Genomic DNA, 13,548 nt, shown 5'->3' with positions numbered 1-13,548 from the left:
CGATGCATGCGCACAAGACGTAAGCGCTCCAACATCAAGAGCTTCACATGAACATATCAAAATTCTTCATCGACCGGCCGATCTTCGCTGGCGTGCTATCGGTCCTGATTCTGCTCGGGGGGCTGATCGCTCTGTTCCAGCTGCCGATCTCCGAATACCCCGAAGTGGTGCCGCCTTCCGTGGTGGTGCACGCGCAATATCCGGGCGCGAACCCGAAGGTGATCGCCGAGGCCGTTGCGTCGCCGCTCGAAGAGCAGATCAACGGCGTCGAGAACATGCTGTACATGCAGTCGCAAGCCAATAGCGACGGCAATCTGACGTTGACGGTCACGTTCAAGCTCGGCACGAATCCCGATCTCGCGACGCAACTCGTGCAGAACCGCGTGAATCAGGCGCTGCCGCGTCTGCCGGAAGACGTGCAGCGTCTCGGCGTGACGACGATCAAGAGCTCGCCGACGCTGACGATGGTCGTGCATTTGATCTCGCCGAACGACCGTTACGACATGACGTATCTGCGCAACTACGCGCTGCTCAACGTGAAAGACCGCCTGGAGCGGATCAAGGGCGTCGGGCAGGTACAGCTGTGGGGCGCGGGCGACTACGCAATGCGCGTGTGGCTCGATCCGGCGAAGGTCGCGCAACGCAATCTGACGGCGATGGAAGTCGTCAACGCGATTCGCGAGCAGAACATTCAGGTGGCGGCGGGCGTGATCGGTGCATCGCCTTCCGTGCCGGGCACGCCGCTGCAATTGTCGGTGAATGCGCGCGGCCGTCTGAAAACAGAAGCGGAGTTCGGCGACATCGTCGTGAAGACGGCGCCCGATGGGGCCGTCACGTACCTGAAGGATATCGCGCGTGTCGAACTCGCGGCTTCGGAATACGGCTTGCGTTCGCTGCTCGACAACAAGCCGGCCGTTGCAATGGCGATCAACCAGTCGCCAGGCGCGAACTCGCTGCAGATTTCCGACGAAGTGCGCGCGACGATGAAGGAACTCGCCGCGGACTTCCCGGCTGGCGTCGAGTACAAGATCGTCTATGACCCGACGCAGTTCGTGCGTTCGAGTATCGAAGCCGTCGTGCACACGCTGCTCGAAGCGATTGCGCTGGTCGTGATCGTGGTGATCGTGTTCCTGCAAACGTGGCGCGCGTCGATCATTCCGTTGATTGCGGTGCCTGTGTCGATTGTCGGTACGTTCTCGCTGCTGCTCGCATTCGGTTTCTCGATCAACGCGCTGTCGTTGTTCGGGATGGTGCTGGCCATTGGTATTGTGGTCGACGATGCGATCGTGGTGGTGGAAAACGTCGAGCGGAACATCGAAAGCGGATTGAGCGCGAGAGATGCGACCTACAAGGCCATGCAGGAAGTGAGCGGGCCAATTATCGCCATCGCGCTGACGCTGGTCGCCGTGTTCGTGCCGCTCGCGTTCATGACGGGTCTGACGGGCCAGTTCTACAAGCAGTTCGCGATGACCATCGCGATCTCGACGGTGATCTCGGCATTCAACTCGCTGACGCTGTCACCCGCATTGTCTGCGCTTTTGCTGCGTGGTCATGGCGCGAAGGAAGACTGGCTGACGCGCGGCATGAACCGCGTGTTGGGCCCGTTTTTCAGGGGCTTCAACAAGGTGTTCCATCGCGGCTCGGAAAGCTATGGGCGTGGCGTGAACGGCGTGCTCAAGCGTAAGGGCGCGATGCTCGTCGTGTACGCGGTGCTGCTGGGCCTGACGGTGCTCGTGTCGCGTGCAGTGCCGGGCGGTTTCGTGCCGGCGCAGGACAAGGAGTATCTGATCGCGTTTGCGCAGTTGCCTAACGGCGCATCGCTCGATCGCACCGAGAAGGTGATCCGCGACATGGGCACGATCGCGCTGAAGCAGCCTGGCGTGGAAAGCGCGGTGGCGTTCCCGGGTCTGTCGGTGAACGGCTTCACGAACAGTTCGAGCGCGGGCATCGTGTTCGTCACGCTCAAGCCGTTCCATGAACGCAAGGGCAAGGCGCTGTCGGCGGGTGCGATTGCGGGCGCGCTGAACCAGCAATACGGCGCGATCAAGGATTCGTTCGTTGCCGTCTTTCCGCCGCCACCCGTGCTCGGTCTCGGTACGCTCGGCGGCTTCAAGATGCAGCTGGAGGACCACGGTGCAGTCGGATACACAGAGCTGAACAAAGCGACGGAAGCGTTCGTCAAGAAGGCTGCAACGACGCCCGAACTCGGCCCGACGTTCTCCAGCTATCAGATCAACGTGCCGCAAGTGAACGTCGATCTCGACCGTGTAAAGGCGAAGCAGCTGGGCGTGCCCGTGACGGACGTGTTCAGCACGATGCAGGTGTATCTCGGCTCGCTGTACGTGAACGACTTCAACCGTTTCGGCCGTGTGTACCAGGTGCGTGTGCAGGCGGACGCGCCCTACCGCCAGCAGGCCGACGACATCCTGCAACTGAAGACGCGCAACGCGAATGGCGACATGGTGCCGTTGTCGTCGCTGGTGACGGTGACGCCGACGTATGGTCCGGAAATGGTCGTGCGCTACAACGGCTACACGGCGGCCGATATCAACGGCGGCCCGGCGCCCGGCTTCTCGTCGGGTGAAGCGCAGGCAGCGGCCGAGCGCATCGCGGCGCAAGTGTTGCCGAAGGGTGTGAAGCTCGAATGGACCGATCTGACGTATCAGCAGATCATCGCGGGCAACGCGGGCATGTGGGTGTTCCCGATCAGCGTGCTGCTCGTGTTCCTCGTGCTCGCTGCGCTGTACGAGAGCCTGACGCTGCCGCTCGCGGTGATCCTGATCGTGCCGATGAGCGTGCTGTCCGCGCTGGCGGGTGTATGGCTGACGCAGGGCGACAACAACATCTTCACGCAGATCGGTTTGATGGTGCTGGTGGGGCTCGCGTCGAAGAACGCGATTCTGATCGTCGAGTTTGCGCGTGAACTGGAGCACGACGGACGCACGCCGCTGCAGGCCGCCATCGAAGCCAGCCGCATGCGTTTGCGGCCAATTTTGATGACGTCGATCGCGTTCATCATGGGCGTGGTGCCGCTGGTGGTGTCGAGCGGCGCGGGTTCCGAAATGCGTCACGCGATGGGTGTGGCCGTGTTCTTCGGGATGCTGGGTGTGACGCTGTTCGGCCTGATGCTGACGCCGGTGTTCTACGTGGTGCTGCGTACGTTGGCGGGCGGCAAGATTCACGTCGCGCAAAAGGACTCGCCGCATCTCGTCGCGCATACGACGGACGCCTGATGGAGAAAATGACAATGAAAAGCTTTGAACAGATGAGCGGCCTGGGTCGCGCGGCGGCAAGCACGCTGCTGATGTTGCTGCTCGCGGCGTGCTCGCTCGAGCCGACGTACAAGCGTCCCGATTCGGCGACGCCCGCGGCCTTCAAGGAAGCGCCCGTGTCGGCAACGACGGCGGATGCAGCGGCCACGCCGCTGCCGGCGAGCGAAGCGGGCACGTGGAAGACGGCTGAGCCCGCAGAAGACGCGCATCGCGGCGAATGGTGGACGATTTTCGGCGATTCGACGCTCAACGATCTGGAAAAGCAGGCCGGCGATGCGAACCAGAACCTGAAAGCAGCCGCGGCGCGCGTGCAGGAATCGCGTGCGCTGACGCAGCAGGCGCGCGCCGACTGGTTCCCGTCGTTCGATGCGGGCTTCGGGCCGACGCGCGAGCGTCTGTCGCCCGCTTCGCAGTTCCTGCCGAACGACACGCATGTGCCGACGCAAACGCTGTGGCGCGCACAGGTGACGGCTGCGTATGAAGTCGATCTGTTTGGCCGCGTCAGTTCGAACGTGAACGCCGCACGTGCCGACCAGGCGCAGAGCGAAGCGTTGTTCCGCTCGGTGCAGCTCGCGTTGCAGGCGGACGTCGCGCAGAACTACTTCCAGTTGCGTGAGTTCGACACGCAGTTGAGCTTGTATCGTCAGACGGTGACGTTGCGCGAGAACGCATTGAAGCTTGTCGAGCGCCGCTTCAACGAAGGCGACATCAACGAGCTCGATGTGTCGCGCGCCCGCAATGAACTGGCGACGGCGCGCGCCGATGCCGTCGGCGTGGCGCGTCAGCGCGCGGCCTCCGAGCACGGCCTCGCGATTTTGCTCGGCAAGGCGCCTGCGGACTTCTCGTTTCCCGAGACGCCGCTTGCGCCTGTGACGGCGCGCGTGCCTGCTGGATTGCCGTCTGCGCTGCTTGAGCGTCGGCCGGATATCGCAGCGGCGGAGCGCGCGATGGCGGGCGCGAATGCGCGGATCGGCCTAGCCAAATCGGCGTTCTTCCCGAAGCTCGATATCACGGGTGCGTTTGGCTACGAGTCGACGACGCTCGGCGATTTGTTCCAGTGGTCGAGTCGCGCGTTCCTGCTTGGTCCGTTTGCGGGCACGGCGCTCACGGTGCCGCTCTTCGATGGCGGACGTCGCAAGGCGAATCTCGCGAATGCGCGCGCGAAGTATGACGAGGATGTGGCGCAGTATCGTCAGCAGGTGCTCGTGGCGTTTCGTGAAGTTGAGGACAACTTGTCCGATCTGCGTTTGCTTGGCGATCAGACGCGCGAGCAGAACGATGCTGTCAACGCGTCGAAGCGGGCGGAGCATCTGTCGCAGACGCAGTATCAGGAAGGGCAGGTCGCCTATCTGGATGTGATCGATGCGGAACGGCAGACGCTGCAGTCGCAGTTGCAGTTGAGCCATCTTGCCGGCACGCAGGCGGTCGCGACGGTTAACTTGATTCGCGCGCTTGGCGGGGGGTGGGGTGATGTGAAGGCGGATGTCAGCAGCGCCGACGGCGCGCAATCGCAGCAGGTGGCGAAGCAGTAGGGTTTTTGCTGCGCGGGCAGGCGCGGTTTGCTCTTTCGCTGGCATCCGCGTTACGGTGTTTGCCTTTTCGCCGGCATCCGCGATTTGCCTTCGCGCTTCACGCGTCGCCCCTGTGCGGGGCGGCACCTACTTTTCTTTGCCGCCGCAAAGAAAAGTAGGCAAAAGAAAGCGGCTAACACCGCCAACATTTCTTCCTGCCTGAGGGCCCCCAACCGGTCCCACGCTTCACAGGGCAATCACGTGACCCATGTTCGTTGCCAACGCTCTTGCGGTGCGCCTCACCCGCTTCACGCACCCGCGCAGCATCATGCCGTGCCAGACATTCCACGGCCGCCCAGGTGGCAAACTGTGTGTAGGCCGTAGTGCTACACACACTTCACTTCGGACCGATAGCGCACGCTCCACCCTGTAAGAGCGCCAAGCTATACGCCGCGACAACCTACACACAGTTTGCCACCTTGGCGGCACATACCATTCGCTGCCTTTAGCCCATGTACGGGTGTTTGAAGCGGGTGAGGCGCTCATTCAGCGCGTTGGCAACACACGCGAACAAAATCGCTGCCGTGTGAAGCGTGGGACCGGTTGGGGGCCCTCAGGCAAGAAGAAATGTTGGCGGTGTGAGCCGCTTTCTTTTGCCTACTTTTCTTTGCGGCGGCAAAGAAAAGTAGGTGCCGCCCCGCACAGGGGCGACGCCTGAAGCACGAAAGGCACAACGCGGATGCCAGCGCAAAGGCTAAAGCAACCAAACCGCTAACGCCGCGCAGGCGCCACGCGGATGCCACCAAAAACAAAACCAAAAAACCAACCAGCGCGTGCACCCCTGCACGCCCCTCCCGGGACACGTCCCCATATTTCTTTGTACACTTAGAGCCGTTTCGCGGCAGCGATCCAGATCCAGCTATCGCACTGCGACTTCACCCCCACCTCGAGGTCACCGGCTTTGCAGTTCAAACTTCCAACCACAGCAACCGCGCCGTTCTGCCCATCCGAGGTGCAGGGCTCCGTCGCCGTCACGCAGTCCGCGCCATTCTGGAAAAAAATCCTTCAGTTCGCAGGTCCCGGCCTGCTGGTGTCGATCGGTTACATGGACCCGGGCAACTGGGCCACCGACATCGAAGCCGGCTCTCGCTACGGTTATAGCCTGCTGTTCGTAGTGGTGCTGTCGAGCCTCGCAGCGATGGTGCTGCAGTGTCTCAGCATGCGCCTTGGCATCGCGACGGGCCGCAATCTCGCGGAACTATCGCGCACGCGTTACTCGCCGGGCGTCGCGCGGATTCAATGGCTGCTCGCCGAACTGTCAATCATCGCCTGCGATCTCGCCGAAGTGCTGGGCGGCGCGCTCGCGTTTCATCTGCTGTTCAAATGCTCGCTGACGGTCGGCGTGATCCTCACCGCGTTCGACACGCTGATCGTGCTAGGCCTGAAGGGCAAAAATTTCCGCGACCTCGAAGCGATCATGCTGGGTCTGGTCGCGACCATCGGCGTCGGATACGTGATCGAACTGGCGCTGGTTCATCCGCACTGGCCGTCCGTCGCGGCGGGGCTCGTGCCGTCGTGGCAAGCCATCAGCGAACGCGAGCCGCTATATCTCGCGATCGGCATTCTCGGCGCGACGGTGATGCCACATAACCTGTATCTGCATTCGTCCATCGTGCAGACGCGCGCAATCAAGCGCGACCGCGAGGGCATCGCCGACGCGATCTCGCTGTCGCGTATCGACACCATCGTCGCGCTCATTCTCGCGCTGCTGATCAACGCGGCGATCCTGATTCTCGCAGCGGCCGCGTTCCATTCGACGGGGCACACCCAGGTCACCGAAATCGAGGACGCCTACCGGCTGCTCGCGCCCATCGTCGGCACGGGCTTCGCGGCCGTGCTGTTCGCGATCACGCTGCTGGCGTCGGGGCAAAGCTCGACGTTCACGGGCACGGTGGCCGGGCAGGTCATCATGGAAGGCTTTCTGCAGCTGAAGATTCCGTGCTACCAGCGGCGCTTCATCACGCGTGCGCTCGCGTTGATTCCCGCGCTCATCGGTGTGCAGATGCTCGGCAATGGCGCCGTCGGGCAGTTGCTCGTCGCGAGCCAGGTGGTGCTGAGCCTGCAGCTGCCGTTCGCGCTCTATCCGCTGATCCGCATGACGGACGACCGCGCGCTGATGGGCGAATTCGCGAACCGGCTGCCGACGCGTATCCTCGCGTGGTCGCTGTTCGTCGTGATCAGCGCGGCGAATATCTGGCTGGTCGTGCAGACGTTCGGGTTCGCGGGCTGAACTTCAAAGCTCGAATAAAACGCGGACGAAAAAAAGCCGGTCTCGCGAGACCGGCTTCAAAATAATGCGTAGCTTCGGATGGACTGAGCGATGCGCGGCGCTAGGCCGCCAACGCAGTTTCCTCGAGCATCTGTTCTTCGAGTACTTCGATTTCTTCCGCGACTTGCGGCACGGATACGATGTCCTTCTCCGCCTCGCGCTTCGCGGCGGCGGCCTTCTTCGTCTTGCCGGCGCGCGACGGCGGCTGGCAGGCGCCGCACACGACGTTGTGCTGCAGGTCGTGCTTGTGGGCGACGAACTTGCCGCTGCAACGGCAGCAGGGCGTCAGTTGCAGGATCTCGGCGTCGAAGAAACGCACGAGCGTCCATGCGCGCGTCAGGTCGAGCACCGGCTCGGTCTCGCTATGACGGCAATGCTCCAGATACAGACGATAACCCTTGGTCAGCGCGTCCAGGTGCGAGCAGCGCGCTTCGTTCTTCAGGAACAGGTACGTGTTGTAGAACAGCGATGCGTGAATGTTCGCGAGCCACGTCATGTACCAGTCCGCCGAGAACGGCAGCATGCCCTTCGGCGGCGATACGCCCTTGACCTCGCGGTACAGGCGGATCATCCGGTCGCGCGACAGCGTCAGCTCGCTTTCGAGCACCTGCATGCGCGCGCCCAGTTCAATCAGCGCGATCGCGCGGAACACTTCCTGCGCGTCTTCGGTAAGGCTCTTTTTCAGCATGGCAGTCCTCTCCGGTCTTAAGCGAACTGCTCTGCGGGCTGTCCTGCCAGCAGGATCGCGGCATGCGTCGATGCCACCTCCGCGTGACGGGACGTGTGCGTCAACGCCGACAGCATCGTGTGGTCGTTGAAGCGGAAGAAGCATAAAAGCTGATCGGAGCTGGCCAGCTTGACGATCTGCGCGAGCGATAGCCCGGCAAGAATATCAGCCAGCTCCGATGACAAGCCCAGGCGGAACATGCCGACTGCCTTGTCCTCGCGCAACATGCGTTGTGCGAGCATGATGTAAGACAAATTGATTTCGCGGATTGAATCCAGCGTCTCGCTGCTACGGTCCATTTTCTCTTTTCCGAAGCCCCGAATTACTTATATCGGCATTTTCTGCCGTTATGGTCTTATGCCCCGCCGGACACTGAAGATTTCCGGCGTCAAGTTGGTGCACAGATACAACCAGCCAACCTTTGATACAACCCGTTACATTTCGTAACAGCTTGGGCGGAATTGTATGAACAGGATTTCCAGAAATCAATACCTTTCTCAAAAAAAAGATACGACAAAACAACAGTCGTTTCGGTAACTCTTTCATGGCGACGTCATAATCGCCAGGCAGGCGGAAAACGTTTGCAACGGGCTCCGGCTAAACCCTTAGCAGATAAGGCTTCATGCAAGAGTTTCCGATTTACGCACGTAACTTTGCTTATGCGAAAATCATATGAGTTCAGAAAGCTGGGAGAAAGAAAACAAAAAACCGGCAGGTAAAAAATACGCTGCCGGTTAGCGGATGAGGGATAACCCGAGATGTAACGAAAAGGAGTTACAAACAGGGAAGAAAGTGTAACGAGTGCGGCCGCAGTTGTTACAGACTCAGCCGGAGTTTGTAACGGGTCAGCAGCCGGTTTGGCGGATACGTTCGACTTCCAGTCCGAAAAGGGGTCGCAGCCGCGTGCCGATGACGTTGCCGGCGAACGCTGCGACGAGCCACAGCCAGCCATGCAGGCTGCCTGACACGATGCCGCTGAAATACGCGCCGATGTTACAACCATAGGCCAGCCGGGCGCCGTAGCCGAGCATCAGGCCGCCCACGACAGCCGCGACGAGGGATCGCATGGGCACGCGCCATAAAGGCGCGTAGCGGCCCGCTAAAGCGGCCGCAGCCATCGCGCCGAGCACGATGCCCGCATCCATTACGCTGGTGACATCGCGTGTAACGGACGATGTCAGGGCGGTGGCATTCGTGTGAGAACTCCAGTAAGGCCAACTGGCGACGTCGATGCCCGCCAGCGAGGAGAGTTTCGCCCCCCACAGCGCAAAGGCCGAAGTTACGCCCCACGGACGGCCCGACAGTGCGAGCGTCGCGAAGTTGAGCAGCGCGAGCGCGACTGCGCCGGCGAACAGCGGCCACGGTCCGTGCAGCCACGGCGACGCGTTAGCGGCGCGCGGCGCGTCGTCGACGAGGCGCCCGTGCCGGCGCTTTTCGATCACGACCGTCAGCGTGGCAATCGCCGCGAACACGGCAAGATTGACCGCGATCGCCCAGCCGGCGCCCAGAGTTGTAACAAGCGAAACCGGTTTGAGCGATGGCAGCGCGGTCCAGAACGGCATGTGCGCGGTGGCGATCACCGAACCCACGATAAACGCCGCGAGCGTCACCAGCATCCGCGTGCTGCCGCCGCCGACCGTGTACAGCGTGCCCGACGCGCAGCCGCCGCCGAGCTGCATGCCAATCCCGAACATGAACGCGCCGACGATCACCGACGTGCCCGCGGGCGACACCAGTCCGGCGACGGGATGGCCGAACAGCGAGCCTGCTGACAGCGCCGGGAAGAACAGCAACACGCCGATGCCGAGCATTAGCATTTGCGCGCGCAGGCCGGCGCCGCGGCCATCGGCGATGAACACGCGCCACGCGGACGTGAAGCCGAACGCCGCGTGATACAGCGACATGCCGAGCAGCGCGCCGACCACGTAGAGCGCCGCCTGCCGGCCGCTGACGGTTTGCGCGAGATAGACCGCGCCGAGCGCGATCAGAAGGAGCGAGAAGGCGAGCGGCTTCGGATTGATGTCGAAGCGGCGCGGAAGCGGTGTGGCGAGATCGGACATGACGAACGTTGTGCGAGCGTGTGGATGGTGCCGAGAGCGTGAGCACGGCGACTGAGCGTGCCGTGCGTGCGTGTCCGCGAACGGATGGTTGAGGTATGCGGTTTCGGGTGCCGATTTGCAACCGGAAGCCTGTCAAACAACATAGCACGTTGTGACGGATGATGCCGGGCGTGGCCCGCTTGCTGGCCACGCGTCGGGGCGGTTCGCAGTGTGTTCGATGCGTGTCGCGGAGTCGTAAGACCTATTTTGCGTCGTGAAAAATCACCCCAAGCGTATGACGATGCCCCGAGCGCAACCGGCTCACGCCATGCCGCATGTTCACGCGATACGCGCCGCGCGCGCCGTGCACGGGCCGGTGATGCACCGCAAAGATCACCGCATCGCCCTTACGCAGCGGCACGACTTCCGCGCGCGACTGCATGCGTGGACGCTGCTCCGTCAGTACGAACTCACCGCCCGTGAAATCCTTGCCTGGTTCGGACAGCAGGATCGCGAGCTGCAAAGGAAAAACGTGCTCGCCATACAGGTCCTGATGCAGGCAGTTGTAATCGCCAGCCGCGTAGCCCTTACGGATAAGTTTCGTAAGATGGACATCATGTAAGCTATTGATTTTAAACGATTCATGGTTTTTTGAGGGTGTCCATCTTGCTATCGGGTGAAATGGACATCCTAATCGACGAGTTTCCACTGCCCGAGCGTTAGACAACCGTTTTTCGCGGGGAAACGGAAGCGGTTGCGGTGATAAGCGGTTCATCGCCGGAAAACAGACTTGCGCTTTGGCTTGCCTGCAAGGCTTTACGCGCCAGTTCTGCGAGGGGACGCTGAAGAACTGCGGCCGGCTGACACCTGCGTATGGAATATCTGGTTGCCCTAGCGATGCTGCTTCCGGCTGGCACGCCCCCCGGCGGGGGCGTGGCGAAGACGCTCACACAGTTCGGTCAGCCACTGGCTCACCCAGACGCGGTCCGTGGCGTTCAGGTGACTGAGCGTTTCGGCCAGTTCTTCTGCAAGATCGCTTGGGCGTGAAGAACCCCGACGCAGCAGGGTACTGGCGGGGACGCCATAGATTTCCGCCAGTTCGATGAGTCTGGGCAGCGTGGGAAGGACCGTGCCGCGCTCGAAGCGGCTAATCGTTTCCGCATTGACGCCGACCTGTTCGGCGACCAGTTCCTGGGCGTAGCCGGCCGCTATGCGGGCGCGGGCGAGCGTTTTGCCGAGCTGTTCGGCGAAGTTCTGTTCTGCGGACAAGGCGGCCGGGTCAACATGACGTGTGGTTGGTCAACACGAATGCTCGCCCGACCTGGCGGTTTGCGTAACAACATGATATGTTGAGTGTCAACACAATATGTTGACTGGCGTGAATCTGGCCGCTTCTCATTGAGTAAAGATCGATCGTTGCGCCATGTCTGATGGGTAACAACCCGCCATGCGCCGGTCGCAATGCCATATAGCGTCTGCCACACACGCCGCACCCTGATGTCCTGGTAGGTCCGTTGTTTTTGGGAGTGAGAGTATGTTTTTGACTTCTGACCAGAACCGACTGCCCGTGGGATCCTCGCTGGTCGGGCCCGGCGCAGCGATGTGGGCGATCGTCGAGATGTGGAGCGGTGCGGATGTCCTCATCCTGCAATTTGCGGCCACGAAGCGGGCAATGACACGGGTCGCCATGGTGGAGTTGTCCTCGGGCGCTGCGACGCTTGAAAAGCTTGCGTCGGACGGTCACGTGGTGCGTGGCGCGGCCGTGCTGAGCGCCAAGCCGCAGCATGAGTCCGCGCAGTGGAGTCTGGAGCCGCTCAGCGAGATCCATCTGGGGGCGACGCGCGCCTTCGATGACAAGCATCCGCTGGTCTCATTCGTGCACTACACAACGATCGAGGGCCGGGAGTTTTCGATGCCCATCGGTATCGCCGAGAAGCATTCTCGCGGCAAGCTCATTTACGGAACCAAATCCGTGCGGTCCGCGAAAACTGCCCATCCGCTCACGACCGGCAACGTCGCAGGTTCGACCTGACGGTATGCGCGTCCAGATTGCCTCGAACCTGCATCTGGATGTCCTGACCAGAGCCTTCGAGGCTAGAACGTTATCGCGCCGCCGGACGTGAGTGTGCTGGTGCAGCAAGATCTTTGCTGACGTATACGGGGGAGGACTGAACGGAGAGGGTATGAACAAGGCGAAGCGGAAAAGGGCGCGCGCTGCTAGTGACCCACCCGTCAAAACGACGGAAGACCTGCGGGCAAGGCTGCGCGCGTTCGCCGAGCTCACACGGGAGCAGGCCGTGCGGCAGGTTGCGGCCAGCGATCCTGAAGATGTGACGGTGCTGGCTGCGCCATTGCGAAGAGTTCGGAGGCGTCAATGACAAGCAAAGCTGAGGAGCGAAAGAAGTCGTTTCTGCACGCGGGCCGTGTGATCGACGATACGCCACCGGCTGGCGAGAATCTTCCGCACGGATTTCTGGAGTGCACGTGTGGACGAGAGGCTTCGAAAACAGGATTGCCCGCTGGCATTGGCGTACTGACGAGCGCGCCTTCCGCCGGGAAGAAGCTGGATGGGCCGCTCGATTCCGCGCGATTCACACTCAAGCCAGTCGACCCTCGATCGCTGAGTGAATCGCGGCGACGCGCAACACTGGCCCGATTTGGTATTGATCCACACCTGAGCCTGCAGGGCGAAGCGGGTTGCGGGAAAGGCACGCTCGATGGGCGCCCGATCGCTTCTCTAGTTGCGGACTCGCCGCGGCGAGGACTGAAGCTTGTCGCGTAGAAGGAGTCACGATATGAGCCGATGGAATCGTAGACAGGGCCACGGACAGAACGTGTATCTGGCCCGCAGCGTCGGTCCGCCTCGATATGCACCGTCGATCGACGGTCTCGCTCTCAAGGACCTGAAATGCTCACAGGCGGCGTCATGACCGCGGTCCCCAATGAGCGCGGTCGGACGGCGAGAGCCGCCCAGAAGTGGTCCGCACTCGGCAATGAGCGTCGCTCGCATGACGCAGCGGTCGAGTTTCGCGACCGGCTGCTTGCGAATAACTGGCCCGATGACACCACGGTGGCAGAACGGATGGACGCACAGCTTCGAATCGACGCGAGACATGCGCTCACCGGGATGCGACTCGGTGGCATGCTGCTGGGTGTGTGGTCGGCCCCGCGTGAGTGCTTTATCTACCCCGACTTCCAGTTCGACAACGACGGACGTCTCATTCCTGAAATCTCCATGCTTTTGCGGATACTGCCCGCCGAGGACGACGATTCAGGATGGAGGCGGGCATTCTGGCTGTATTCACCGCACGCGTTGCTCGACGGAAGCACACCGTCGGAGATGTTCGCCCTGGATCCGCTGAGGATCCTGGAGGTAGCGGATGCGGAATTCAATACATCGCCAGACTCCGGATGGTGATAGGAAGGGACATGCATTCTGGAGTTCGCTGCCAATGGACGGACGCAACCGCGTCATTAGCAATCGCACGTTGAATATGGCATTCGTCGCATCCTGCCGTGGATCCGGCACGGGTGAACGGTGAGCTATTTCAGGAACACAGGGCGAGTCCGCACGCGAACGGGAACCCGCTGCGACGGGTTTGAGGAACAATGTAGAGGGGCCTATGCGTCTGGCGTATAGAGCAGTCGTTTCTCTTGACTTCGATGGTGT

General features: G+C 61.7%; 11 protein-coding genes and 1 pseudogene. 7 read left to right on the top strand and 5 right to left on the bottom strand.

From position 1 onward, the window contains the following. The first annotated feature begins 47 nt into the window (after positions 1-47). The 3 genes from SB822_RS45000 to SB822_RS44990 all read left to right on the top strand — a co-directional run bounded on the left by SB822_RS45000 (position 48) and on the right by SB822_RS44990 (position 7,073). Entirely contained in the window at positions 48-3,233 is a 3,186-nt protein-coding gene (locus SB822_RS45000; RefSeq protein WP_009770526.1) for an efflux RND transporter permease subunit, read from the top strand. A gap of 14 nt (positions 3,234-3,247) precedes the next feature. After that, positions 3,248-4,804, top strand: a complete 1,557-nt coding sequence (locus SB822_RS44995) for an efflux transporter outer membrane subunit (protein WP_410857695.1) — start codon at positions 3,248-3,250, stop codon at positions 4,802-4,804. Between the two features lie 940 nt (positions 4,805-5,744). Then, positions 5,745-7,073 (top strand): Nramp family divalent metal transporter, encoded by a 1,329-nt coding sequence (locus SB822_RS44990; RefSeq protein ID WP_007742768.1) that lies wholly within the window; start codon positions 5,745-5,747, stop codon positions 7,071-7,073. A gap of 100 nt (positions 7,074-7,173) precedes the next feature. On the opposite strand, the gene flhC is transcribed toward SB822_RS44990, so the two are convergent. The 5 genes and pseudogenes from flhC to SB822_RS44965 all read right to left on the bottom strand — a co-directional run bounded on the left by flhC (position 7,174) and on the right by SB822_RS44965 (position 11,147). Further along, a complete protein-coding gene (flhC, locus tag SB822_RS44985) occupies positions 7,174-7,800 on the bottom strand; it encodes a flagellar transcriptional regulator FlhC (RefSeq protein WP_007585799.1) in 627 nt (208 codons plus the stop codon). Between the two features lie 17 nt (positions 7,801-7,817). Continuing rightward, a complete protein-coding gene (gene flhD, locus SB822_RS44980) occupies positions 7,818-8,138 on the bottom strand; it encodes a flagellar transcriptional regulator FlhD (protein WP_007585797.1) in 321 nt (106 codons plus the stop codon). A 546-nt stretch (positions 8,139-8,684) separates the two neighbouring features. Then, positions 8,685-9,899, bottom strand: coding sequence for a YeeE/YedE family protein (locus SB822_RS44975; protein ID WP_410857694.1), 1,215 nt, complete (start codon positions 9,897-9,899; stop codon positions 8,685-8,687). Between the two features lie 241 nt (positions 9,900-10,140). Next, positions 10,141-10,482 (bottom strand): annotated as a pseudogene (locus SB822_RS44970) (2OG-Fe(II) oxygenase); the annotation flags it as partial. A gap of 287 nt (positions 10,483-10,769) precedes the next feature. After that, a complete protein-coding gene (locus SB822_RS44965) occupies positions 10,770-11,147 on the bottom strand; it encodes a helix-turn-helix domain-containing protein (protein ID WP_410857693.1) in 378 nt (125 codons plus the stop codon). Between the two features lie 265 nt (positions 11,148-11,412). On the opposite strand from SB822_RS44965, the gene SB822_RS44960 reads away from it, so the two are divergent. From SB822_RS44960 to SB822_RS44945, 4 genes are all read left to right on the top strand, one after another. After that, on the top strand, positions 11,413-11,910 hold the full coding sequence (locus tag SB822_RS44960; RefSeq protein WP_410857692.1) for a hypothetical protein: 498 nt from the start codon (positions 11,413-11,415) through the stop codon (positions 11,908-11,910). A 151-nt stretch (positions 11,911-12,061) separates the two neighbouring features. Beyond that, positions 12,062-12,256, top strand: a complete 195-nt coding sequence (locus SB822_RS44955; protein ID WP_410857691.1) for a hypothetical protein — start codon at positions 12,062-12,064, stop codon at positions 12,254-12,256. Beyond that, complete coding sequence (locus SB822_RS44950) at positions 12,253-12,660, top strand: hypothetical protein (protein WP_410857690.1); 408 nt, start codon at positions 12,253-12,255, stop codon at positions 12,658-12,660. Before SB822_RS44955 ends, SB822_RS44950 begins: the two co-directional genes overlap by 4 nt. Before the next feature lie 126 nt (positions 12,661-12,786). After that, positions 12,787-13,296 carry a hypothetical protein gene (locus SB822_RS44945; RefSeq protein ID WP_410857689.1) on the top strand — a complete coding sequence of 170 codons (510 nt, stop codon included), beginning with the start codon at positions 12,787-12,789 and terminating at the stop codon, positions 13,294-13,296. Positions 13,297-13,548 lie beyond the last annotated feature (252 nt).

Source organism: Paraburkholderia sp. SIMBA_054 (assembly GCF_046534875.1).
Taxonomy (GTDB): domain Bacteria; phylum Pseudomonadota; class Gammaproteobacteria; order Burkholderiales; family Burkholderiaceae; genus Paraburkholderia; species Paraburkholderia hospita.
This window is presented reverse-complemented; position numbering and strand designations above follow the sequence as displayed.